Origin of the sequence: Winogradskyella poriferorum, from assembly GCF_036553625.1 — a bacterium.
In the GTDB taxonomy this organism is placed as follows: Bacteria; Bacteroidota; Bacteroidia; order Flavobacteriales; family Flavobacteriaceae; genus Winogradskyella; species Winogradskyella poriferorum.
Genome location: NZ_JAZHOU010000002.1, coordinates 622,015 through 647,149, shown reverse-complemented (window position 1 = coordinate 647,149; position 25,135 = coordinate 622,015). Strand labels below are relative to the sequence as shown.

Below are 25,135 nucleotides of genomic sequence, written 5' to 3'. Positions count from 1 at the left end.
TCTTTATCTATAGGCTTTTGGTTTTAGGATGGGTTAATCAATAATCTATTATTGAAAACTAATCGTCATCATCGTCGTCTATAAAATCGTTTGATGCAATAATTCTATTTACTTGTAATCTAAAATCTGGATTTCTAGTGTCTGAAGCAGCAATAAAAGTTTCTTTATCAGAGCCCTTTGCATAAAGATTGTTAAACGCTCTGCTTCCATACCAACTTTCTAAATCATCATTATTGGTATATCCTTTTCTGTATATGTTTCCTTTACAATTATTAAAGTAAGTCTTAGTAAACTGAATCTTTTCTAAATTTTGGTTATTCAACTTTATTTCATCATCAAGAATAACAGCAGGATAGAAGCCAGAAATAACACTTTTGTTTATTGCAAATGACGTATCTGCACCTATAAAAATAGCTTCTTGAACCAAACCAACCTGTATGTCTGACTTAATATTATCAGAAACATTAACTAAGGTTAAGTTTTCGGCATTTACAAATGTTTGTCTTTTTGAAGTATCAGACTCTTCTTTATTGTCATAAGATTTTACAACCATACATCTAGAGCCATTTGCACTAGAAACATATGGAGATCTGATAGCTAAAGAATTAATGAGTTGACATTGCGTTCCGAAATTAAACTCATAATCATTGCTTTTAGAACGGTAAGACACTAATTTTTCTAAAATTACTGATCCACCTAGAATGTTAAATGAATTACCTGCACAATAGCTAACCATTACATTTTCTACAACGGTTTTATTACCAATTCCTGCTAACGTTAATGCATTATAATAGCCAAACCTTTTTGTTCTTTTACCGGCAAACTCAATTCTTACATATTTTAATTCACCAGAATCACTTTCGGTATTATTGCCACCATAAGCAATATGCTCTGTTGAAGAAGGTTTTAAACCGTAATTTAAAGACGCTAATTGTCCGTATGTATTTAAAGGTGCATCACCTAAAATAAATATTCCTCCCCAATCTCCAGCTTTTTTACTACCTCTACTAGACGTAAATACTATTGGATCTGTTTGAGTTCCTTTTGCAATTAACTTAGATCCTTTACTAATCGTTAATGATGCCTTAGAGTCAAAATCACCAAGAATTTTAGTTCCTGGCTCAATAGTTAAAGTTGCGCTATCGGTTACAAAAACATCTCCCACTAAAAGATATACATCTCTTTTTAGAAGTTTTGTGTCTTTTGAAATTTTGCCACTTAATATTTGTGTTGGTTCGCCATACTCAGATTGGCTAGGTTTAAACTCCGTCCATGAATTTAGCCAATTGTCATAGCCAATTATTCCTTTTTCCTGTTGTGCAAAACAGTTGCTTAACACTAATAGAAAAATAAGAGCGGTTTGAATAAAATTTTTCATAGTAGTTAAATTTGTTAATTTGGGTTTTAAAGTAATTTTTCAATTAATTGCCTCAAACATAGGGATTAATCCTATGAAATACAAGAAATTATCGTTGAAATACATAATTTTAATACTTAGTTATTATTTTTCTTACAAAAATGGTGGTTTTTAGAGGTTTAGCATACAAATAATTAACTAATTGAATATCAATAATTTGATTTGAAGAGTATTCAAAATAAAAAACCTCGCAAAATTGCGAGGTTAAAAAACATGAAATTGATTATAGACTAATCCTCTTTGAAATCGTTGTATGTATGCAATGCTTTTAAAGTAGATTCATAAAACAAAATAGCTGCTATGAGATCGTTAGTGTCTGAATATGGCAGGATTTTGGTCTGAAATTCTACAGTACTTTCAAAATATTCATCAGAAGCTTCTTTATTGTCTTCTAAAGCTTTTTTATTTTCCTTTGTTTCTGGTATACCCAAAGATTTCATAGTTACACCAGGTTTTGTAGCAAAAGCTATATTTGGAAGAATATTTACAATAACTTCTATACGCTCTATATATAAGGTTAATAATTCACCTTTAGACATGTCGTCTAGTTGTTCTCTACTGTGGTATTTAGATATATTAACCTTTCCACTAATAATACTTTGTGAATCATCACCTTTCTTTTTAGCATCCGATTTTTGGGCATTGCCAAAACCTATCATAAGGAAAAATAGAGCACTAAATAAAGTAAGTTTTGTTTTCATATTTATAGTTTTGATTTGGACTATTAGTGACAAATCTATATAAAATAATCACAAAACCAACTAATTTTAGTCATTTTTCTTCAAAAAATTTTAACACTTTAAATGCATATTTCTTGGATAAACTGCATAAATAGTGGATTAAGTGCGTATTTTACCGATAAAATACACATGCTAATTTTAACATATTTTAATTGAATTATTACCGTAAAATGATTCAAAATCCATCCCAATTTTTAGAATAAAAATGAGTCGAAATCAAATTTTTGAAAATCTTCAGAATGAGTAGTAAATAGGTTTTTTATGTGTATTTCGTCGTCATTTTCTGCATTTTTTTTCACTTTATCCTAAAATTACTGCAATCACATGATTTTTAAGGTGCTACGATTTATTTGAAGCAAATTTGACAAAACCCAAATCATTATTCGTCATGAAAAATCTTATCGCAGCATTTTGTTTGGTTTGTTTTTATAGTGCATTCACTTTAAGCTATGCTCAAGAGAGTCCTATCTATGATAGAGCAGAGGACCTTTTAACCAACACAGACACTATTCCAGACTTTAGATCTAAGACTAATAAATTAAAATTAACTGGTGTTATATACCAAAGCGATGGTGTTACACCAGCCAAGGATGTAATTCTTTTTATAGAACAACCTGATGAGGATGGAGATTTTGATTTAAGACGTACAGGTGACCAGCGCTATGTGTTTCACAGAAGTTGGGTAAAAACTGATGAAGATGGAAGATATACCTTTTACACTTTTATACCTGGTAACGACAGACGCTATAATCAAATGCAACAGATTTTTCCAATAATTAAAGAAGCTTCTAAAGAAGAGGTACAACTAGAGTCTTTACTTTTTGATGATGATCCTTTGTTAACTAAGCGTTGCAGAAAACGTTTAGCTAAACATGGAAATACAGGACGAATATTAACTACTAAAAAAGAGGACAACATTTTAGTTGCCAATAAAGATATCGTATTGTCTGATGGTACTGAACCAATAAAGTAGTCAACATACAATTAAATAACCGCAAAGGTCCTGAGTGCTATAACTTCAGGGCCTTTTTTTATTCATAATGGTTTCTTAGTCATTGTAAACAATTAATATCTTCAAAAATTTATATCTTTAACTATCCCTTAATTAATTCCCTTGTTTATTTGTATTGATGTTGTACAATTTACCTGCAATCAGGTATATTTTTGCACATCTAAGATAGATACCTTTAACAAAAAATATAATTATGGATACAATTGAAATTAAATCTGGTGAGTCGGTTAAACTCAATGTAAAGATTAGTTCTGATGCCAATGCAGGTTCTAATGTTAGCCTTAATGATTCGGTTATAAAAAAGAGCATCACTAATAACTTTAATGTAGAATTAGGTAAAATAGAACAATTAGACGACAACACTTTATCTGTTGTTTCTAACTTTTTTGTCCTTGGTGGAAATATTGATGCTGTTATTGAAACTACGCATGTTGTAAATACATTCTCTTCAGAATCAAGCACAATAGAAATTAATTCTGAAAAAGTAAAAATTAGCTCCGTATTGTTTATGGCTTACATTGTTGTAAAATTAAAAAAGATATAAGATGAAAAAGTTATTGTGTCTTACCGTTATAATGGTTCATTCATTTTGTAAAGCTCAAAATGTAGACTTAAGTCAGTTTACGCTCTCAAATCCATCTAGTCCTGCGTTTGTTCTAGTTGAAGAAACACCAACAGCCATATACACACCAGATAATTTTAAAGCGCTTGCTTTGCATGCATTAGATAATTTTGGTGAAAGTTTTTCTATAGAAGCTACTCCCTATTTTTTGATTAATCAAAAAAGCCAAAATCGCACTTATCAAAAGTACATTGGTGTAACAAAGGATAATTCTGGTGAACTTAAGCAAAATGCTTTTAGTGGCTTAAAAACTACTACTATTTCAATAGCGTATGTTGATAAAGAATTTAATGGACTAACAGAAGATCGAAAAACCTATTCCATAGGAGCCAGAACTACATTGCTAAGATTTTATAATAAAGAAAAGGTGCATAAGAATACTGAAGCTATGGCCACAGCTTTGTCTAATATAGTTGTACCACAAAGCGTATTAATCCAAGGTGAGGAAGCTATTCAAGCGTATTACAATGAAAAGCAAGATGAGATTAATGCAATCTTAAAACCTTTTGAAAAAACAATCAAACCTCTTTTTAGGCTAGATGTAGCTGCAGGTTATAGTACAATGTTTAAAGAAAACTCAATTTCTTCAGGTACAGCTAATAGAATAGGAGCATGGTTAACTTCAGAAACCAGCCTTATTTTAAATGAAGGCAGTGATGCAAAGACTAATAACTATTTTAATCTATTTGTCACTGCTCGATATATTGAAGATGGATTTAATGTAAATACTAATACTGAATTTTTTACAACGTATTACAGAGATTTTGGTGGCAAAATAGACTTTGAGTTTGGTAAACTGAATTTTGGTTACGAATATATTTCTAGAAATGGCACTTACAATAGCGAGCGTTCAGTTGGAAACATAACTTACAGCATTAATAAAGATATAAGTATATCTGGTGGCTTTGGAAAGGATTTTTCAGTAACAGAAGGCAACCTATTAACCATATTTGGTATTCATTGGGGCTTGAATACAGGCAACAGCAAAGTAAAATTCTAAATAATACACTATGGCAGAACATCAGTTTAAACCGTTAGAAAATATAGGGTTATGCTTTAGTGGTGGAGGTTATCGAGCAACATTTTTTGCACTTGGTGTTGTGTCCTATTTAGATCATCTAGAATATAAGGACCAATCCTTGCTAAAATCAGTAAAAGCAATTAGTACTGTTAGTGGAGGAACCTTACTTGGTGTGGCACTTGCAAAAGCATTACAAAAAGAGGACTATAATTTTAAAACATTCTTTAAGTCATTTTACAACACATTTAAACCAGAAAATGATAAACTGTTAGAAGCAGCGATTGCCAAACTTGAAGATGACTCTGTTTGGAAAGCTAATCCACATAAAAAACGTTCCCTTATAAATGCTTTTGCCTTAACGTATGCTGAAATGCCCGTGTTTTCAGGTGATTTTGAATATTTTAATAAAGACACTATTAAAGGTTTAGAGCAAGTTTGTTTTAATGCTACGGACTTTTCATTTGGTTTAACATACCGCTTTCAGAATCAGGGCTTTTTTGGTAACAGCCCTTTATATAAAGATAACAGAAGAGAGGTAGAAGCTTTACGCAATAAAGTTCAACTTGGAGATGTTATAGCATCTTCATCATGTTTTCCCCTTGGTTTTGAACCATTGGTATTTCCTGATGATTATTTTAAAGATCAAAGTTCGCAAGACTACAAAAATCTTAAGGGATTAGATTGTTACATTAATGGAGTAGGGATAATGGATGGTGGAATTGCCGACAATCAAGGTATTGGTAGTATGATGAAAATCAATGACCGTTTAAAAGGCAAATTAGACCTTATAATGGTTAATGATGTAGGTAGTTATAAAATGGTGCCCTGGCAACAAGATACAGCTAAAATCGGTAAAACATCGACAGTACAGAAAGCCGTAAATAAAGTATTACAATACTTTACCATAAAACCTATTCACTGGATAACTCTAGTCATAGGGCTTATAATAGTCATAGCCAATTCTTATTTTGAGATAAATGGTAAATCTTGGACTGCACTTTATATTATTGGCAGTATTATTGTTGGTATTGGACTTACCTTAACGATATTAGGTCTATTGGCATCTATAATTAAAGGATTCACTTTAAGCAAACTCAAAAATCTTTTTAAGAAAAATGTACCTGAACCTTTACTAGATGATATTCTTACGTTTCAAAAGTTAGATATCACCTTAGTGCAACGCATGCTTACAGATAGAGCAACATCTGCTGTTAAGATGATAAACGATGTGTTTTTAAAACAGATGCGAAGGCTTAATTATGATTTATTCTATTCTAAATCTAGCTTAAATCATAAACGATTAACATCTACAGTTTACGAGTTAAACGGACAAGAGACACCATACACTAAAGGAAAGTATAATGATGCCATTAAACCTAAACCCTCCAAAAATTTAAAAAGTGTTTGTCTTACAGCTTCAGAGACACCAACAACATTATGGTGGGACAAAACCGATATAGAGAAAAACAGAATGGATACCTTAATAGCATGCGGTCAATTCACAACATGCTATAAATTAATGGATTATATACATTCACTTAAAGTGGAAGAGAGTAGTGGTGTAACTGATTTTTTAGCATTAGACACGCTTTATCAAGCACTAGAAAAGGACTGGAAAAACTTTAATAAAACACCAACTTGGCTAACGGATAAGTTAAAATAAAGTTATTCTATAACCTCACCTTTTTGTTCAACAACCGTTGTTCCCCAATTTGCAATTGCTATTAATACTGGTCTTAGGGTTTCTCCAAAAGGTGTCAATTCATATTCTACTTTAAGAGGAGGTTTTTTGGTGTATACTTTTCTAACTATAAGATCATCCTTTTCTAATTGTTTAAGTTGAAGACTAAGTGTTCTTTCGGTTATTGTAGAAATCAATTTATATAATTCATTATACCGTTTCTTTCCATTTAAAAGATAAATAAGGATGACACTTTTCCATTTGCCACCAATCAATTCCATAGCAATACTTGTAGAACACGAAAACTGCTTGTCATTAAATTTTATGATTCTTTTTTTGTATTCAATTTCCATAAACAATTAGAATAATTTAAGCAAAGTTATTATACTATCATTAATTATACAACTATACTTTTTATAGTTATTTTAACATTAGCTAAAAGGCCCTGATATTATTAGGATTATCATCTATTCACTAAAAGTAAATACATACTATCATTTATGACCGTTATTGCAAAAAATACAAACTACCAATACTTTTGTCACTATACTTTTGATAGTTAAAATTTATAAATATAAAAAACATTTACAATGAATTTACAAGAAACTTTAAATTGGAGATACACCACTAAAGAATTTGACCCTTCAAAATCGATATCTGACAAGGATATGGATCAAATAAAGCACTTATTGCGTTTAAGTCCTTCAAGCGTTAATCTTCAACCTTGGCATTTTATTATTGCTGAAACTAAAGAAGGTAAAGCACGTATAGCAAAAGGTACACAAGGTTTCTTTCATTTTAATGAGCCTAAAGTTACTAATGCTTCTGCAGTTGTTCTTTTTTGTGTAAAAACCGATGCAGATGAAGAGTATTACAAGCACATTGCAGATATAGATGATAAAAACGGACGCTTTCCGAACGAAGAAGTAAAAGACGGCTTTATAGGAGCTGTTAAAACATTTGCAGATATACATAAGTACGATTTAAAAGATCTTCAACACTGGATGGAAAAACAAGTATACCTTAATATAGGGAGTTTTCTCTTAGGAGTTGCAACTTTAGGTATTGATGCTACACCAATGGAAGGTATAGATGTAAAAGCTTTAGATGAAGAATTTGGTCTAAGAGAAAAAGGTTATACTGCTTTAGTTGCCGTTTCTATTGGATATAGGGCAGAATCAGACTTCAACTCAACAGAGAAAACACCAAAATCTAGATTACCAGAAAGTGAAATATTCACTGAAATATAAATCATATTAAAACCCTAATGATGAAAAAAATTATAATGGTTGTTTTGTTATTCTTAGAAATTGGAGTGAATGCTCAAACACCAACAACAGATCATACAAAATCTAAAAATGAAGTCGTTACAACGGACCAAATAAATTGGGGTTGGTTAAATCCGCTACGAGGTAATAAAAGTCCGGCAGCAGGACAACTTTGGGGAGACCGAACAGATACGTTAGCGTCTGGATTCTTGGTGAAATTTAAAAAAGGGTTTTCTTCACCACCACACATTCATAATGTAACCTACAGAGGTATCGTTATTAAAGGACTATTGCATAATGATGATGAAAATGCTGAAAAACAATGGTTGCCTGCTGGTTCCTTTTGGGTGCAACCAGCTGGTGAAGCTCATATTACAGCTGCAGATGCTGAAGAAAATTTAGCATACATTGAAATAGAAGAAGGACCTTATTTGGTGAAACCAACCGAAGAAGCTTTTGATAATGGTGAACGACCTGTTAATGTAGATGAAAACCACCTTGTTTGGCTTAACTCCAATGACATTAATTGGGTGGCTAATGACAGTAAAGTAGAAACCGCTTTTCTTTGGGGAGAGCACAAAGACAATCAATTACGAGCGTCATTAATAAAATTACCTGCCGGATTTGAAGGTAATATTACAAATTTAAGTGCCAATTTTAGAGCAGTTGTTATAAAAGGTACCATGGCACATCAAATGAAGAGCAGTAAATTTATTAATCTACTCGAAGCAGGAAGTTATTTTGGTGCTAAAAAAGATGTAACCCATACAATTACTGTAAAAGATGATGAAGAAGCAATTCTTTATATTCGTTCTAATGGTGATTTTGAAATTAATTCAAAACAATGAAGTACTAACCAAAAAGATGGTTGATTAGTTCAAAAGCCATATAAATACGTATACCTATTGTGTTTATATGGCTTTTTTATGGCTTATAGTAAACGCTCTGCCACTTCCAACCAATTATAAACTCTGGTATAATCTGTTTCGTGTTGGTTGTGTGGAGAATCAAATAATAAAGTATCACCTGCAAAACGTTCCAAGTTATAGCTACGATCGTCAATTAATAAATCTCCATTAAGAATAAACTTATGACCACACATAATACGATGTTGCCATGTTATAAACGGCATGTACTCATCTAGCCAGTCACTCTTTTCTTTTAATGAGTTAGGAAACTGTGTTGCTGCTGTAGCAATATATACATTATGCTTGTTGCACAAAGCTTCCATAACCTGAATACTATCTTTAATAGGTTTTAGGTCTCTAAAAAAACCTTCCTGATGTGCGTGTTTCCAAATACTTTCTTGATGAATTTCTGGAACATTTTGCCATACTTCTCCAGACTCTATATGGGCTAGTGAAAGATCTTGTTTGTGTTCTTTGTTATATAATTCTATGTGCTTACCATAGGTGTCGGCAAGTACATCATCCATATCTACAAATATTGTTAGCATCGTTCTTTTTTTACAAAGCAAACCATTATTTAAGGGTATGCCAAGCCATTGAAGTAAACTTTATGATTTTTTAATATATCAGTAAGGTATTGTCGTTTAAATGTTAAGGATATGGTAAAGTTTGGTATTTCTCCAAAAAAATGCACTAAACCATATTTAAGCCCATACATTTGCATCGTTATTATAATAAGACAACAAATTAATTATGAGTACAGTAAAAGAAAATGATACAGTAAAAGTTCATTATACCGGAAAACTTAGCAATGGCCAAGTGTTTGATAGTTCTATTGAGCGCGAACCATTACAAGTAGAGCTCGGTAAAGGACAGTTAATTCCTGGTTTTGAAAAAGGACTTATCGATATGGCTGTAAATGAAAAGAAAACTATTACTATAGATAAGCAAGATGCTTATGGTGAAGTTAATGAATCTTTATTCCAGATGGTGAAAAAAGAACAATTACCACCAGATTTAAAACCTGAAGTTGGCATGGGCTTAGTAGGCTCTAGTGCAGATGGAAGGCAGCAACAATTTAGAATTGCCAAAATTGAGGATGAAAATATCATTGTAGATGCTAACCATCCGTTAGCAGGACAAGATTTAACCTTCGATCTTGAGGTTATAGAAATATTATAAGTTATAGTATAGTAACTTTATAAAAACGTCTTACAATAGTAAGGCGTTTTTTGTTTTAGGTTAAGAATAATTATGATATCCTCTTAATATTTTTCTAAACATTTTTTCAGGAGTTTTTAGACATGAGTTGTTATCTATATATAAACCAAAAAAATATTAATTACTATGAAAAACGTTTATCTTATCGCATTAGCATTACTCTTGTTTAACTGTTCTAACGACGATGACAACAGTATAGATCCAACCCAATACAACGCAGAACTTAGCACATTACAAAACTTAGAGAATGGAGTAGCGGTTCTGGATATAACTGCTGAAGTTGGAGTAGAAGCTCTACACGGATTAGAATATGGAGGTGGATATATCTATTATGTAGATGAAACAGATGGTTCTTTAATGATAGCTGCAGATTATTCTGAAATTGGCGCAAAATCTTGGGGAGACCATTTTGATTTAACAAACGGAGAGCTCATTGGTGATGGCCAGACCAATACACAGCTTTTAGTAGATGGTAATCTTAACGATAACAGTACTGTACCAAATGGATTAGAATTTGGTAGTGATGACTATGTCTTTAAGATTGTTACAGATTTAATGTATAGAGACCATGACGATTGGTTTGTACCAAGCAAAGCATCTGTAGAAGCTATATTTAACAATGTACACATGCAAGGTATTGGTAATTTTGATGAAAACTTATTTTACTGGACGTCTACTAAAGTTGGTTATCATCCTTATGTAATGAGTTTTAACCCAAATTTTGGTGGTAGTGCGTTTTTTGGATCATGCTTTGATAGTAGCGCAGTAATTCTTGTTAGGAAACATCAATAAGTATTGTTCATAAATTTTGTTAGTATGGCCTGTATGTAATGTACAGGCTTTTTTATGTGGAACATCTTGTTTTCGTCACTTCGAGCAATTGTAAAGCATGAATAATTGTACCTGCCTTTGTCGGCAGACAGGTCGAGAAGTAATTTTATGTCATAATTGTTCTCGATACATTCCGACGTTTACACAGTCGGAACACTCGAACTGACGTTAAGTTATTACAAAAAGAATTTAGTAAAATAATATTTCGTCACTTCGAGTGATTGCGAAGCATGAGCAATTGTATCGAGAAGTATTACAAAGAATAGAGTGTCGTTGTAAAAATACTATTTTACATAATGTAAATTATAGAACATATATAACAATTTGCGTAATAGCGCTTGTTAGCGATATTTGACATAATCATAGTTATAGAGACACGCAGTGTTCTATAACGTCAATGATTATGTACAAGCAAATTGTGGTTTTTAAACTAAAATAACCAAACGAACTTTGTAAGTATTTATATTATCGTTACGATTTGTGTTAAAACTAATCATCCGATAAATCATTCCAGCACACAAAAAAACAACTTTTTAGTGCTATTATAATTTTGAGGTATTTGGATATTTGTGTGATGAATTTTTTTCTACGCGATTCTCAGAGACTTGCTTTGTATATTTTCTTATGTCTTATTTAAACAGTTTTAAGCAACTTTTTATTATGTAAAATAGATATAGCTTGTTGAGCTGCCACAAGATTAAATCCAAGTAGCAGCAGCAACAAGCTGATTATGATTGATTGGTTTTTCTGTTTGTTATTTCACGGTTTCAACTTTAGAATTCCATACTCCTGTTTTGGCGGTTTCTTTTACGAAATCTGAAAAATCTGTTGGTTTTCTACCCAGTACCAATTCGATATCGTTTGTGATTTCGGAATTATTTGGATTACCTAAAACTTCAGTAAACAGATATTCTATTAACCATACAAAGTCTGCTGGTACTCCATGCTGTTTTAGCATGTGCGTGTATGCTGATATGGCAATTGGTGTAAATGCAATGTCTCTTTGGGTTGCCTGAGCAATTTCTTCAACTGCTTCTTTGAATGTTAGTGTTCTTGCACCAGTAAGCTGATATATTGTTCCGTTGTGCTTATCGTGCAATAGTGCTTCTACTGCAACGTCTGCGATATCGTTGGTGTCTACAAAAGGGATTTTAGCTTCGGCTTGTGGTAAGGCTACAAAACCTTCGAGAATTGGATCTATTAAAAAGCTTTCGCTAAAATTCTGATTAAACCAACTGGCTCTTACAATGGTATAATCTAATCCTGAGTGTATAACAACCTGCTCACAAAGTTCCGCCTCTCTTTCGCCTTTACCAGATAAAAGAACGAGCTTTTTTACGTTACATTTTTTCGCTTTTTTGACTAAGGTCTCAATAGCTTCTAATGCTCCAGGTACAGCTAAGTCTGGTTGAAAAGTGATATAGACCTTGTCTATGTTTTGCATAGTGTCTTCCCAAGTATCTGAATTATCCCAACCAAAAGCTGGAGTTGCTGATCTTGATCCTATCCTTACGTTGTGTCCTAAGGCGTTTAGTTTGTTTACGATTTTGCGGCCTGTTTTACCAGTTCCGCCAATGACTAAGATGTTTTGTTTGTTTTCCATGATTGTTGTGTTTTAATTTTTGTTTTAATTACTGTTCGTCTTTTGATTGATGATTTATAAATTGTTTTTTGCAATTTGCATGGTACTAATAATGAGCAATACAAACGCAATTATTGATGTTACTGTTCTAATAGTGTGAAATTGATTCCATTTGGTTTCAAAGGTTGCTCTTAAGGTTTTTAAATCTTCAGCGCTTGCTGTATTTAAATTTGTTTTATCTACCAGTTCGTTTAAGGGTACATTTCCAAAAATGGTGACTACCACTACTCCAACTGTATATATTACTGCTGCTGCGATTAGTAATCCCTTTATATCTGATGGTGCATTCCTAAAGACATATATATTGATGATGCTTAAGAAGAATGGACCAAAGAATACTATAAAGAAGGTTGGATTAAGTATAGTTCTGTTTATTTGTTGAAATGCACTCAGGTAACCCAGATCATCCAATCGTCCAAGCCCAGAAGTAATGGAGTTAGACCATGTAAAGCACAATCCAGCTGATAAACCTGTTAGTATTATAAATACTATGATTGCTATATTTTCTATAGAGACGTTCATGACTTAAGCTTTTGAGGTTGTATTTTTAGGATACACACGTATGTAGTAGTACAGTGTTGCTACAGCTAAAAATTCAAACGCGATAATCCAGAATTCTGAAGCAGTAAAAAAGCTGTAGTAGCTGCCTCCCATTGGTAAAATAAAAACTGGTACTGTAATGAGTGCGTCTAAGGCTGCAGCTGTTAATAACATAGTCTGCCCTACCCAATAACCATGGGTTTTGTTGTCGTTTTTGTAATAGTAATCTGCTCCAAACCATACCAACGGCATAACAACTATGAACAACACGGTTCCCGGAAGGTATTCCAACTGTTGTGAAGCTGCTATACTGCCTGCTATTGTGTAGCATAGAATGGCTATCATCCAAATGATAAACCCTATTACGATAGCTGATTTTGTTTTCATGTCCTTTTTGGTTTTTAAATTCTGGACAAAGCTATATCTAAGGCAAAGGGTTGACTTGTTTAAAAAGGATTATGATTTGTTTGAAACGGAATTTACTTGATTTGACTTGGTCTGTAGCCGAACTTTTTTTCGAAAGCATTAGAAAAAGAACTTAAACTATCGTAACCAACGTGCCAAGCGGCTTCCTGTACTGTAGCATCTTGATTTCTAATCATCTTATGTGCTATAGTAAGACGTTGATTTTGGAGGTATTTGAAAACTGGTACACCAAATAGTTCTTTGAACTCTTTTTTGAGTTTGAAGGTATTCAGTCCTATGCGTTTTGATATTTCGTTTAAGGACGGAGGATTGTCGATATTGTTTAATAGAATATCTCTAGCTTGATTAAGTTTTTCCCGCTCTGGTGTTTTTAGCTTTTCGGTTTTTAGTTTGGCGAGTTCTCCAAAGAAATGCGATAATAATGCTGTAACCTGACTACGAAAGAACATCATTTTGGTTTTGCCTTCGTATTGAATATTGAATAGTCCGTCTACTATGGTTTGCATTTGTGGTGTCATGATAAAACTTGGACCTTCTACATAATGATCAGACGGATTGACTAGCTCATTGAGCATTTCTCCGAACAGCTCCCCTTCCTGGTTCGGTAGCTTGTCTATAGCACTGGTTGTGGTTGCAATGAGTAAGCACTCGAGTGGTTTGTCATTCTCAACTGTATGATCGAACACAACGTTTTCATCAGCATAAAAAGACAATGCTAGACCTTTAGTGTAATTGAATTCCTTTTCCTTTTTACCATATTTTACTGTAAGATCAACATTGCCAGAGCCGTAAAAGGCAACTGCAATGACTGGTTCATCAAAAGAACAAGGGCTAGATTCTGACACTATATCATTAATATTGGTGTCAACTTTAGCTTCCTCCACCAAAATGATGAAGTCATTTATATTGATGATGTCCCTGGTCATGTGGTATTCAAATTTAAAAAATAGTTTTTCAAATTTGAATTAAAATTTTTCAGAATGTTTTCTTGTTAGCTACTCTTCGATATCAACTAATTGTCCTCTGTATCCAATATTGGTTCGGTATGATGTGGTAACATTGATATTTGTTGCTTTATTAGAAAATAATGTGATAATAATTCGGAGGTTTTCAGATGTATTTTCTATGTCATCTATATTAAACTTTATAATGTATGCATCTTTATTTTTGTGCTTGGTCATACTAAAGTCTTGTGGTATGTCATTGAACTCAATACCTAAACGACCATTGTAATTTCCACTGCTTATTTGCTGTTCTCCGTAGTATGGTAATTGTCCCGAAATGCTATCATTTTTAAATGTAATATCGTAGCCACTTACAGAAATGTGGTTGGCAGTATTACCTGTATTACGCATAAGTTGATTTAAGACTTGTGTTGTAGCAGCAGTATTGAATGGTAAAACGGTGTTGACATCTATTTTAAAATTTTTACTATTGAGTATAGCCTCAAGCTCATTAAGTGCCTGTCTACTTTCGACTGTAGACTCTGAAGATTTGCAAGACACTACGATAAAAGTACTTAAGAGTATTAACCAAAGAAACCTTATAAAAACATGATTTTTCATAACTATTCTAAAGATAACTAATGAATAGCACGATTACCAGAACATTAACATCCTTTTAGCTATAGCTTTCTATGCTTCTTCTACTTCTTTAGAAACTACAGATTTTGGAAGGGTTACATAAAATGTAGCACCTACACCTTCTTCGCTCTCAACCCAAATATTACCCTTATAAAATTTTACAATTTTTTCTACAATAGATAAACCAATACCAGATGATGATCCTGTACTTTCTAGCTTCGTAAAGATTTTAAAAATCTTGTGGAAGTAATTAGGGTTAATACCAACACCATTGTCTTTTACAAAAAACTGATAGTTTTCTTCGTTTTCGGTGTAACCAAAATCTACCCTTCCACCATCTTTATCACTATATTTTACTGCATTTTGAATAAGATTTTGAAACACTTGTTTAAACCTCCAAGTATTACCAAATAAAGTTGGCAAACCTTCTTGAACATTAATTGTAATGTGCTCTGGTATGAGTAAGGTTTGTAAGACTTCGTTTATAGCTACATTTAGGTCTACTAAACTATCTCCTGTATCTATTCGGTCTATGGTAGAATAGTCTAAAATACCCTTAATAAGCAAATCCATCTTCTCTACGTTAAACAGAACTTGCTGTAGAGGATAAAACTCTTTGTCTGTGATTTTATCCTTATTATCATCCATAAACCAACTCACCAAGGTGTGAATATTAATAAGTGGTGCTTTAAGATCGTGAGACACCACGTGCGCATATTCATTTAATGATTTGTTTTGCTGCGATAAGTGTTCTAAAAGTTCTTGTTTTTTAGCCTCTTGCTCTTTTATACGCTCTTCGTACTCTTTACGTTGTCTAAGATTCACCAGCATGTTGGCATAAACAAAAAGAATCTCTTTTTCGTTATCGTTATATTTATTGAGTTTCTTTACTGAATCAAAACCAATAAAACCAATAAGTTCATCTTTCTTAAACTTAGGAATGGTGATTAAACTTTTAATGCCTTGAGGTTCTAATATAGCTTTAAGTCCTAATTCTCCATCATCTGGTAATGCACTAACATCTTCTACCCAAAATGCTTCACCTTTACGATGCGCTTCTAACCACTGCGGAATAAAATCTACAGGAACATCCTTAAGGTTATCAATCTCTGGTGTAATGCCATCAGCGCACCATTCGTATGTATTTGTTGTGGTGTTATTTACAAAATCGTAAGAAAAGATGTAACTACGGTCAGACTCAACAAACTCACCTATTTGCTTCAGTGATTTATGAATAAGTTGATCTATATCTGATATATCTGCATTAATGTAAGTTGTGGAAATACTAATTAACAGCTCTTGAAACCGTAGCTGTCGTTGAATGATTTCATCTTTTTGTAAAGGCATAGTTAAAGACTTTGTTCGATTGAACAAAGTACTATATATCCTTTATTTTTAAAAATAAATTTTAAAGAAAATACAGTGCTGTACTTAGGTATTAGCGACTGAAGACCCATTTTGATGTGTAACCTTTTCCCAAAGGTAATCTGATGTTAAGCGGAAACTACCTAAATACTCAAAATTACAACTGTTGGGTTCTATAATAGAAAGAAATGGTTCTTGCTTTGAGTTATTGTATAAATGATATGTCTCACCTATTAGAGGTTCAAATGTGAACTTGGCATTGGTTACCAACTCATTATACTCCATTACTTTTAACAACTCATCATACTCAGCTTTAATGGCCTCATACTTAGCCTTAAGATGTTTGTTTGCCTTGTATATCTGAGAACTCTTCCAAGTTCCATTATTTGGAAACGTTATCTGAGGTGCACCAACACTAGTTGCATATGGTCTAAATGCAGCATCATAACGTTGCTTTTCCTCATCGAAGACTACTAAGTCTGGTTTTTTATCTGAATTTGTGTTTTTTTCTTTTTGCGTCATAGCCATACAAAAATACTCATTTTTAAGATTTTGTTATAGACCAATTTTTAATTTACAATAGCCTTAACATTTAGGTTCATTTTCTTAAAATACTATTAAAGCCCTTGCTTTTAAAGAGTTTTTAGATTAAATTAAAAGAAACCAAAAAGAGAATATATGAAGATCATTTATGAATATCACGATGTTACAAAAAGTGACAGTTTAGAAGATTACACTGAGAAAAAATTGACCAAAATATTTGACCGCAACGAATTTGTAATTAGAGCAGATGTGTTTTTTAAAACTGAAAATACAACAAGTGTTGATACAGGCATGATTGCAGGTATACGTCTCAGTGCGCCTGGACCAAGACTTTTTGCAGAAGCTTCAAAATCTAATTTTAGAGATGCTGTAAGTGAATGTGTTGAAGAATTACAACGTCAGCTTTCAAAACGAAAAGAAACCATGAAAACTTATTAATATGATTATAGAGAATAAAAAAGGATTGATTAACTGTATATATGCAAGTGGCACCCAATTTAGTGCTCAATTAGAAGCTTTATTAGAAGCTACAAAAAAGGATGTACATGCTATTGATATTTGCAAAACTATGCCTTCTGATACAATATGGCATGATATTGCTGAGAAATTAGATACTTCTTTAAAATCATTTATTGATTTACAACAAATAGAAGATTTTGATGAAACCTCCGACTATTCAGAAGAGAGTTTAGTAAAGATTTTGGCTCAGTATCCAAAAGCTATGATAGGTGCTGTAGTGATGGAAGACAAGACTGTAATACATATTGAAAGATACACTGAATTACTTAATTTCTTTAATGTAGATTCTGCTGGTCTCGAAAAAACAATGCATACAGAATCGCCAACAACCAAACGGCAAACGAAAAACGAACAATTTATATAACTAAAAAACCTCAGAATAAAATCTGAGGTTTTTTTATTCCAAATAATGATATACTAATTCTTAAGTGATTTCATATCAATGACAAAACGATACTTTACGTCACTTTTTAGCATACGCTCATAAGCAGTATTAATGTCTTGTATGTTAACTACTTCTATATCGGAAGTAATATTGTGCTTACCACAAAAATCGAGAAGTTCTTGTGTTTCTGCAATACCTCCAATAAGAGATCCTGCTATAGATTTTCGTCCCATAATCATTGGCACAGTAACTAGAGGTGGATCTAACGGTCCTAAATAACCTAAAACAACCAATGTACCATTAGTTTTTAAAGTGCTGATATATGGATTAAAATCATGTTCATAAGGTACAGTATCTAAAATAAGATCAAATTGTCCCATAGCCTTTTCCATCTGAGCGTCGTCTGTTGAAATTATAACGTCGTGTGCGCCTAGTGCTTTGGCATCTTCAATTTTGTTTGTTGATCTTGAAAACAATGTTACATGTGCACCTAATGCATGCGCTAATTTTAGTGCCATGTGTCCTAAACCACCCAACCCAACAACAGCGACTTTACTGTCTTTGTTAACATTCCAATGACGCAATGGAGACCAAGTTGTAATCCCAGCACAAAGCACTGGTGCCACACCAGCTAAATCTAAGTGTTCTGGTACGGTTAAAACAAAATCTTGATCTACCACTATGGTTTCTGAGTAGCCACCATGAGTATTGGTTTCTAAATGCTTATCAAAACCACCATAAGTTCCTACCCAATCTGGGCAATATTGCTCAAGATCATTTTTACAACTATCGCAGGTTCTGCAGGAATCTACCATACAACCAACAGCAACAATATCACCTACCTTATGATTAGAGACTGCATCACCTACCTTGGTGACCTTACCAACAATCTCATGACCAGGTACAACTGGATATTGTGTCATTCCCCAATCATTACGTGCAAAATGCAAATCTGAATGGCATACACCACAATATAAAATATCAATTTCTACATCGCTCGCAAGCACTTCTCTTCTATCTATGTTTAGTTCTTTTAAATCTGCTTCAGGTGATTGAGTTCCGTAGGCTTTTACTTGTTTTGTTTTCATGTTTTTCTTGGTATATAGTAGTTATATCTTTTGTAAAATCTTGTTATAAATTTACGTAATATTTTCGGTGATATTAGTTTTTTATCTTATATCTCTAGACCAATGATGGTTGAGTTACCATCCTGATATTTTTATAAAAAATAAAGAGACAACTTTATAAAAGCTATCTCTTTAAAATTAGTGTTTAGTTTTAGTTAAGATTTTTCAGTTTCAATTACTGCTAAAGGCTGAATTTGGGGTTTTAATCGTTTGTATAAATTAAATTGTGGTTTAGTAAGAACATTTCTCATCTCTAATGTTTCGGCCTTACGCAATTTATACAACTTGTTTAGCTTTTCTTCTCCTTCATAGTCTTGATGGATTTTTTCTTCTCTGATTAAAAATTCTTCCACCTTTTTTTGAAACAACATAAACTGTTTGGCATCAAGGGCTAACTCATCGTTATACTTGTCGGTAATACTCGTAGCTACAGATTCTAACGTTTCATTATTACTTTGAATTATTGGGTCTTGAGAAAAACCTAGTATTGAAAATGTTATAAAAAATATTGATAGTAAAGTTTTCATATGTCTTGTAATATTTTGATTTACAATAATATAACTAACATTATGGCTGATGTCAAATAATTTAAGAGACCTTAACATCATTTGACTAACTTTAACAGTAAATTAAAAGATTAAATAATCCCATTAAAATACTTTATATCAAATACTTAACTCAGACTTTAATTTTAATATATGTTTTTTTAATCTATCCTTAAAAAGTAATAAATCATATTGGTAACTATCATAAAGAATAAAGTTTAGATAAGCCACTTTATTTCTGTAATCTGAGCTATTATTATGATATTCTTGGCACGCTTCATCACATATTCCGTTGTATAAATATTGTGCAAACCAAGAATAGTTTTCTTTTAAATGATTAAGGTGATCTTTTAAAACTTCTGTTGATGACTCTTTGTAGAAATTTGCTGTGATTAATATGCTTTTATAATCCTTTGCAATAGCTTTCAAGATGTTGTCTAATTCAGAATTTGATAAGTCTTCATTAGAAATTAATTGTACAATTTCATCATCTAACTCAGGAAGTTTAATGCTTAAAAGTAAGTCTAAGCAAGACTCACAATTAATAATAGGCTCATTAGCTTTGGTTATTACTAAAACCGTATCAATAGTTTTTTCGACATTAGCCCAATGATTAAGAACTCCATTAATATCGGAATCATCCTTTTGCATTAGCTCTAGTACTCTATTTGCAGAGCTTAAAACCTGTTGCTGTTTTTGATTTTGAAGATTGTTGTTATTTACCTTAAGCGCAATTAAAATACCCAAGACAACCAAAATAATTTCACCAAAAGCATAAAGCACATAATTCTTTAAACGTTGGTTTTTAAGCATTTTGAATCTAGAGATATTAAAAATTCTCATATACTTTTAATCTTCTGGTGGATAACCATGAATTTCTTCAAACTTTTCATCAAAGTTAGTACGTAGATACGAATTTAATTTCTTTTGGTAATCATCCTTTAACCATTTTAAGAAATTATGAGTGCTTTTGCTTATACATTTTGCATAGATTTCGATACGTTGATTAATATCGTCTTTAAGCAATTTTGCTAAAGCCAAAGCATCATAAACATCCTCACTGTTTTCTATACATATTTTGGCATGATGCTCTATTGAGCGCTCCAATACAACTTTTGAAGATTCACCAGCAGTAACAGCGTCCTTGTAGGTTTGTCTTATGTCAAAATAGGTGTTTTCAGATTTAGAAAACTCATCCTTAATTTCGTCATCTAAATCGTGCTTAAAAGTAGCCTCAATAGCCTCATCGTCCTTAATACGATCCGTGTACCAGTTCGGCGATTTAAAAATTAATTGCCAATCTAAATCTGCTCCCCAAGGACCAAAGCGGTATAAGTTATTACCAAGATCTATGACCGTAAACTTCTCTTTGTTGTTTAAAATACGAGAGCCACGACCAATCATCTGGTAGTACAAGGTTAATGATTTTGTAGCTCTGTTTAAGATAATAGTATCTATTGTAGGTTCATCAAAACCAGTAGTTAAAATACTTACTGACGTTAAAATAGCATTAGGTGTTTCATGAAACCAATCTAAAATCTGTTTACGCTGCTTCTTGGTTGCTGTATTGTCTAAGTGCATAATTGGTAATCCTGCTTCTCTAAACGCATAATACACACTTATTGAAGTATTGATACCATTATTAAATATTAAGGTCTTCTTCCCTAACGAATGCTTTTTGTAAGCATCGACTGTTTTTTGAAGCATTGCAGGACTGGTGTATAAATCTTCAGAAGATTTTACTGTATAATCTCCGTTAGAGCCTACCTCAAGCGATGTTAAGCCCATATCATAGGCATACGTCTCACAACGTGCTAGGAATTCATTTTCTATAAGATTTTCTATAGTTTCACCAGTAATAAGCTCATCATAGTTCTTTTTCATTGGAAGTTCTTTATTAGAACTCAATGGTGTTGCAGTAACACCGAGAATAAATGAGTTTTCAAAAAACTTAAACAGTTTGGTAAACGAATTGTAATGCGCCTCATCTATAATTACTAAACCAACATCTGAAATGTCTAGTTTGTCATCATTCAAACGGTTATTCAGCGTTTCAACCATTGCCACAAAACATGAGTATTCTGCCTGGTCATCTAAATTCGCTTTACTGTTCACCACCTTGTTGGTAACACCAAAACTAGTCAGCATTTTAGATGTCTGATTACAAAGCTCAATACGATGCGTCATCACCAAGACTTTCTTGTCATGGTTTTTAAGGTATTGGCGCACCATTTCAGAAAAGATAACCGTTTTTCCACCTCCTGTAGGTAACTGATATAGTAAGTGGTAATCATCAGGAGCATTATCAAATTTTTCAAAAATTTGGCTTATCGCTCCTTGTTGATAATCGTATAATTCTTTGTCGGTTTTTTTTTCTTGAACAGCTTGATTTGTGTCAGACATAAATGGATTTAATTTTTTTTAAGGAAAGTGCAAATTTACGATACTTTTCTACAATAGCTGTTAATAAATTCTGAAGCCTCCCAAATGTAATCTGATAAACAATATTATTTTTACGTCACCGTTATAAAAAATTAAATATAAAATTTCTTATAAATACATGAAATACAGACTTTTTTGCATTGGATTTTTGTTTAGTGCATGCATAACTTTTGCGCAGGAAGACTCTCAAAACAATTCAATAAAGTTAAAAATGCCAACTGTTGATGGAAAAAGCTTCATTATTAAAGAAGTTGAAATCCCAATTGAAAGCAATTCGTCTTCAGAAGACACAGAAGTTATAGATATAAAAGCTGAGTATTGGGATACTACGGTTTATAATCCTTATAGAAATGTTGTTACCGAGTTTCCTCTAGAACTTACATTTAAAGACAGTACCTACTCCTCTCCTGTTTCGCATCCAAAAGTTGTAACGTCTCGTTATGGCTGGAGACGCGGAAGACCTCATAAAGGTATTGATATAGATTTGGTTACAGGTGATTCTGTCGTTTCCGTATTAGATGGTATTGTGCGTTTTGCGCGTTATAGTAGTGGTCATGGAAAAACCGTTGTTATTAGACATTACAACGGATTAGAAACAACGTATGCACATTTATCTCACATAGCAGTTAAGGCTAACGATACCATATCTAAAGGACAATATTTAGGTAAAGGTGGTAATACAGGTCGCTCAAGAGGTAGTCACTTACATTTGGTTACGAGTTATCGAGGAGAATATATTCATCCTGATTATTTATTCAATTTTGATGACACCAATACAATACGTTCCCAGAATATTTGGGTAACCCGAAAATGGACCAGACCAAGTTATCATAGCTCCAGAAAATTGTCAAAACTTGCACTTTTTGAAACTAAAGAAGACGCGTTAGCAAGTCTTGAGAAGCAGCGTAAGGTTTATGTGGTGAGAAAAGGAGACACTTTATCTCGTATTTCTCAACGTAATCGCACAAGTATTGCTGCCATTTGCAGAACCAATAAGATAAAACGTACCTCGACTTTAAAAATTGGTCAGAAATTAATTTTAGAGCTCTAGCTGCATTAAATACATTTTATTTTGAAAGTTTGCATTGCCGAAAAACCTAGTGTTGCAAGAGAAATTGCTTCTGTTCTTGGTGCCACAACCAAACGCGACGGCTATTTTGAAGGTAATGGTTATGCTGTAACCTATACTTTTGGACATCTTTGCACACTTTGCGAACCTAGTGACTATAAACCGTATTGGAAAAGTTGGGATCTTAACAATTTACCGATGCTTCCTGAAAAATTTAAGGTTAAAGTATCGGATGATAAAGGCATAAAAAAGCAGTTCAACATTGTAAAGAATTTGTTTGATAAAGCCGATGTGGTTATAAACTGTGGTGATGCTGGCCAGGAAGGAGAATTGATTCAGCGTTGGGTTATTAATGAAGCTAAATACAAAGGGAAAGTTCAGCGTTTGTGGATTTCATCGCTTACTACAGAAGCTATAAAAGAAGGTTTTGAAAATCTTAAACCTGCTGAAGATTATGATAACCTCTATTATGCAGGATTTTCTAGATCTATTGGAGATTGGCTTTTAGGCATTAATGCTACTCGACTATATACTGTAAAACATGGTGGTTACAAACAAGTACTATCTGTTGGACGAGTTCAAACTCCTACCCTTGCCATGTTGGTAAATCGCTATAAAGAAATCGAAAACTTTGTGCCACAGCCTTATTGGGAACTACAAACCTTATACAGAGATACTTTGTTTAGTTATGAAGAAGGTCGTTTCCTTAAAATGGAAGATGGCGAAAAATTAGCAAATAAAGTAAAAGAACATGAGTTTGAGATAGTGTCTATTACCAAAAAGAAAGGTACAGAATATGCACCTAAACTTTTTGATCTTACAGGATTACAGGTGTATTGCAATACTAAGTTTGGTTTTTCAGCAGATGACACCTTAAAAATAGCACAGCGACTCTATGAAAAAAAGGTAGTTACTTATCCTAGAGTAGATACTACATTTTTACCAGATGATATTTACCCAAAGGTTAAAGGTATCTTATCTAAACTGACTGATTACTCAAATCTTACACAACCTATTTTAAATAAAAAGATAAAGAAATCTTCAAGGGTTTTTAATGACAAAAAAGTTACAGATCACCATGCTATTATACCCACTGGAATGCAAACACATTTGCAACCAGCAGAACAGCAGGTTTATGATATTATTGTAAAGCGATTTATCGCTGTTTTTTATGATGATTGTAAGGTGTCTAACACAACAGTTATAGGTAAAGCAGATGATGTTAATTTTAAAACAACAGGTAAGGAAATTTTATCAAAAGGTTGGCGTGTTGTGTTTGAATCTGATGGCTCTAAAACCAAAGGAGAATCTATTCTACCTACTTTTACAAAAGGAGAAAAAGGACCACACGAGCCTTCATTTTTAGAAAAACAAACCAAGCCTCCCAAACAATATACAGAAGCCTCTCTCCTACGTGCAATGGAAACAGCAGGCAAGCAGGTAGATGATGATGAACTTCGAGATCTGATGAAAGAAAATGGCATAGGAAGACCATCTACACGAGCTAATATTATTGAAACCCTTTTTAAGCGTAAATATATAAAGCGAAACAAAAAGCAAATCTTACCAACAGTTACTGGAATTCAGTTGATAGATACAATTCAGAATGAATTATTAAAATCTGCAGAACTAACAGGTACTTGGGAAAAGCAATTAAAAGATATAGAAAAGGGCGAAATAAGCGCGAATACGTTTATTAAAGGAATGAAGCGTATGGTTGATGCTTTAGTCTACGAAGTACGAAGCGAAAAAGTGGAAACACGTATTTCTGCTGTTAACAATAAGCCTACTACTAAAAAAGCAAAATCTAAGACTAAGGGAAGCACTAAAGCAATTACTGGTTATACATGTCCTAAATGCCAAAAAGGTCAATTAATTAAAGGTAAATCAGCATATGGCTGTAACCTTTATGGAAAAAGTTGTGATTTTGTTTTACCTTTTAAATTTGGTGATAAAAAGATATCTGAAAATCAATATTTAAGATTGTTAGACAAGGGCTCTACGGTTAATCTTAAAGGTTTCAAAATTGATGGAAAATCAATTGAAGGCTTATTGCGATTTGATGATAACTTTAAACTTAAACTAGAACCTAAGCAAACTCCTAAACCTCAAATTAAAGTTGGTGATACATGCCCAAAATGTAAAACTGGTAAAATTCTAAAAGGAAAAACGGCTTTTGGTTGTAGCAATTATAAAACAGGTTGTGATTATCGTAAGCCTTTTTAAAT

General features: G+C 32.8%; 27 protein-coding genes. 12 read left to right on the top strand and 15 right to left on the bottom strand.

Translation table 11 applies throughout. The features are described from left to right. Positions 1-58: 58 nt before the first annotated feature. Both V1468_RS09145 and V1468_RS09140 read right to left on the bottom strand, forming a co-directional pair. Positions 59-1,378, bottom strand: a complete 1,320-nt coding sequence (locus V1468_RS09145) for a hypothetical protein (RefSeq protein ID WP_331809934.1) — start codon at positions 1,376-1,378, stop codon at positions 59-61. 269 nt (positions 1,379-1,647) lie between these two features. Continuing rightward, positions 1,648-2,118 (bottom strand): hypothetical protein, encoded by a 471-nt coding sequence (locus tag V1468_RS09140; protein ID WP_331809933.1) that lies wholly within the window; start codon positions 2,116-2,118, stop codon positions 1,648-1,650. 427 nt (positions 2,119-2,545) lie between these two features. On the opposite strand from V1468_RS09140, the gene V1468_RS09135 reads away from it, so the two are divergent. The 4 genes from V1468_RS09135 to V1468_RS09120 all read left to right on the top strand — a co-directional run bounded on the left by V1468_RS09135 (position 2,546) and on the right by V1468_RS09120 (position 6,475). Beyond that, positions 2,546-3,130, top strand: coding sequence for a hypothetical protein (locus V1468_RS09135; RefSeq protein ID WP_331809932.1), 585 nt, complete (start codon positions 2,546-2,548; stop codon positions 3,128-3,130). Positions 3,131-3,362: 232 nt separating this feature from the next. Then, positions 3,363-3,713 carry a hypothetical protein gene (locus V1468_RS09130; protein ID WP_331809931.1) on the top strand — a complete coding sequence of 117 codons (351 nt, stop codon included), beginning with the start codon at positions 3,363-3,365 and terminating at the stop codon, positions 3,711-3,713. Between the two features lies 1 nt (position 3,714). Beyond that, positions 3,715-4,791: a hypothetical protein gene (locus tag V1468_RS09125; protein WP_331809930.1), complete on the top strand. Its 1,077-nt coding sequence runs from the start codon at positions 3,715-3,717 to the stop codon at positions 4,789-4,791. Between the two features lie 10 nt (positions 4,792-4,801). Next, a complete protein-coding gene (locus tag V1468_RS09120; protein ID WP_331809929.1) occupies positions 4,802-6,475 on the top strand; it encodes a patatin-like phospholipase family protein in 1,674 nt (557 codons plus the stop codon). 2 nt (positions 6,476-6,477) lie between these two features. Here V1468_RS09120 and V1468_RS09115 read toward each other — a convergent pair whose 3' ends face one another. Further along, positions 6,478-6,846: a winged helix-turn-helix transcriptional regulator gene (locus tag V1468_RS09115; protein WP_331809928.1), complete on the bottom strand. Its 369-nt coding sequence runs from the start codon at positions 6,844-6,846 to the stop codon at positions 6,478-6,480. Between the two features lie 237 nt (positions 6,847-7,083). Here V1468_RS09115 and nfsB point away from each other — a divergent pair, with 237 nt between their 5' ends. Then, a complete protein-coding gene (gene nfsB, locus V1468_RS09110; protein ID WP_331809927.1) occupies positions 7,084-7,743 on the top strand; it encodes an oxygen-insensitive NAD(P)H nitroreductase in 660 nt (219 codons plus the stop codon). Positions 7,744-7,763: 20 nt separating this feature from the next. Then, entirely contained in the window at positions 7,764-8,609 is an 846-nt protein-coding gene (locus V1468_RS09105) for a DUF4437 domain-containing protein (protein ID WP_331809926.1), read from the top strand. Positions 8,610-8,692: 83 nt separating this feature from the next. Here V1468_RS09105 and V1468_RS09100 read toward each other — a convergent pair whose 3' ends face one another. Further along, entirely contained in the window at positions 8,693-9,217 is a 525-nt protein-coding gene (locus V1468_RS09100; protein WP_331809925.1) for a 5' nucleotidase, NT5C type, read from the bottom strand. A 205-nt stretch (positions 9,218-9,422) separates the two neighbouring features. On the opposite strand from V1468_RS09100, the gene V1468_RS09095 reads away from it, so the two are divergent. After that, positions 9,423-9,851, top strand: a complete 429-nt coding sequence (locus V1468_RS09095) for an FKBP-type peptidyl-prolyl cis-trans isomerase (RefSeq protein WP_331809924.1) — start codon at positions 9,423-9,425, stop codon at positions 9,849-9,851. Positions 9,852-10,016: 165 nt separating this feature from the next. Continuing rightward, on the top strand, positions 10,017-10,682 hold the full coding sequence (locus tag V1468_RS09090; RefSeq protein WP_331809923.1) for a hypothetical protein: 666 nt from the start codon (positions 10,017-10,019) through the stop codon (positions 10,680-10,682). A gap of 793 nt (positions 10,683-11,475) precedes the next feature. Here the strand turns inward: V1468_RS09090 and V1468_RS09085 are convergent. The 7 genes from V1468_RS09085 to V1468_RS09055 all read right to left on the bottom strand — a co-directional run bounded on the left by V1468_RS09085 (position 11,476) and on the right by V1468_RS09055 (position 16,805). Further along, the gene (locus V1468_RS09085) at positions 11,476-12,324 is read right to left on the bottom strand and encodes an NmrA family NAD(P)-binding protein (protein WP_331809922.1); all 849 of its coding nucleotides are present in this window, start codon (positions 12,322-12,324) and stop codon (positions 11,476-11,478) included. Between the two features lie 54 nt (positions 12,325-12,378). Beyond that, the gene (locus V1468_RS09080; RefSeq protein WP_331809921.1) at positions 12,379-12,885 is read right to left on the bottom strand and encodes an anthrone oxygenase family protein; all 507 of its coding nucleotides are present in this window, start codon (positions 12,883-12,885) and stop codon (positions 12,379-12,381) included. A 3-nt stretch (positions 12,886-12,888) separates the two neighbouring features. Next, complete coding sequence (locus V1468_RS09075) at positions 12,889-13,290, bottom strand: DUF5367 family protein (protein WP_331809920.1); 402 nt, start codon at positions 13,288-13,290, stop codon at positions 12,889-12,891. A 92-nt stretch (positions 13,291-13,382) separates the two neighbouring features. Next, positions 13,383-14,255: a helix-turn-helix transcriptional regulator gene (locus tag V1468_RS09070; protein WP_331809919.1), complete on the bottom strand. Its 873-nt coding sequence runs from the start codon at positions 14,253-14,255 to the stop codon at positions 13,383-13,385. 69 nt (positions 14,256-14,324) lie between these two features. Further along, the gene (locus tag V1468_RS09065; protein WP_331809918.1) at positions 14,325-14,894 is read right to left on the bottom strand and encodes a DUF4251 domain-containing protein; all 570 of its coding nucleotides are present in this window, start codon (positions 14,892-14,894) and stop codon (positions 14,325-14,327) included. A 69-nt stretch (positions 14,895-14,963) separates the two neighbouring features. Further along, complete coding sequence (locus tag V1468_RS09060) at positions 14,964-16,259, bottom strand: GAF domain-containing sensor histidine kinase (protein ID WP_331809917.1); 1,296 nt, start codon at positions 16,257-16,259, stop codon at positions 14,964-14,966. 84 nt (positions 16,260-16,343) lie between these two features. Beyond that, on the bottom strand, positions 16,344-16,805 hold the full coding sequence (locus V1468_RS09055; RefSeq protein ID WP_331809916.1) for a DUF2452 domain-containing protein: 462 nt from the start codon (positions 16,803-16,805) through the stop codon (positions 16,344-16,346). Between the two features lie 150 nt (positions 16,806-16,955). Between V1468_RS09055 and V1468_RS09050 the strand changes: the two genes are divergently transcribed. Then, positions 16,956-17,258: an HPF/RaiA family ribosome-associated protein gene (locus V1468_RS09050; RefSeq protein ID WP_331809915.1), complete on the top strand. Its 303-nt coding sequence runs from the start codon at positions 16,956-16,958 to the stop codon at positions 17,256-17,258. A 1-nt stretch (position 17,259) separates the two neighbouring features. Continuing rightward, complete coding sequence (locus V1468_RS09045) at positions 17,260-17,703, top strand: hypothetical protein (protein ID WP_331809914.1); 444 nt, start codon at positions 17,260-17,262, stop codon at positions 17,701-17,703. A gap of 53 nt (positions 17,704-17,756) precedes the next feature. Here the strand turns inward: V1468_RS09045 and V1468_RS09040 are convergent, their stop codons facing one another. The 4 genes from V1468_RS09040 to V1468_RS09025 form a co-directional block, all read right to left on the bottom strand. Further along, positions 17,757-18,812 (bottom strand): NAD(P)-dependent alcohol dehydrogenase, encoded by a 1,056-nt coding sequence (locus tag V1468_RS09040; protein ID WP_331809913.1) that lies wholly within the window; start codon positions 18,810-18,812, stop codon positions 17,757-17,759. Between the two features lie 194 nt (positions 18,813-19,006). After that, positions 19,007-19,378: a hypothetical protein gene (locus V1468_RS09035; RefSeq protein WP_331809912.1), complete on the bottom strand. Its 372-nt coding sequence runs from the start codon at positions 19,376-19,378 to the stop codon at positions 19,007-19,009. A 138-nt stretch (positions 19,379-19,516) separates the two neighbouring features. After that, the gene (locus tag V1468_RS09030) at positions 19,517-20,239 is read right to left on the bottom strand and encodes a hypothetical protein (RefSeq protein ID WP_331809911.1); all 723 of its coding nucleotides are present in this window, start codon (positions 20,237-20,239) and stop codon (positions 19,517-19,519) included. 6 nt (positions 20,240-20,245) lie between these two features. Continuing rightward, the gene (locus tag V1468_RS09025) at positions 20,246-21,799 is read right to left on the bottom strand and encodes a DEAD/DEAH box helicase (protein WP_331809910.1); all 1,554 of its coding nucleotides are present in this window, start codon (positions 21,797-21,799) and stop codon (positions 20,246-20,248) included. Between the two features lie 157 nt (positions 21,800-21,956). Between V1468_RS09025 and V1468_RS09020 the strand changes: the two genes are divergently transcribed. Together V1468_RS09020 and V1468_RS09015 are read left to right on the top strand one after the other, a co-directional pair. Then, the gene (locus V1468_RS09020; RefSeq protein WP_331809909.1) at positions 21,957-22,889 is read left to right on the top strand and encodes a peptidoglycan DD-metalloendopeptidase family protein; all 933 of its coding nucleotides are present in this window, start codon (positions 21,957-21,959) and stop codon (positions 22,887-22,889) included. A 21-nt stretch (positions 22,890-22,910) separates the two neighbouring features. After that, a complete protein-coding gene (locus V1468_RS09015; protein ID WP_331809908.1) occupies positions 22,911-25,133 on the top strand; it encodes a type IA DNA topoisomerase in 2,223 nt (740 codons plus the stop codon). Positions 25,134-25,135 lie beyond the last annotated feature (2 nt).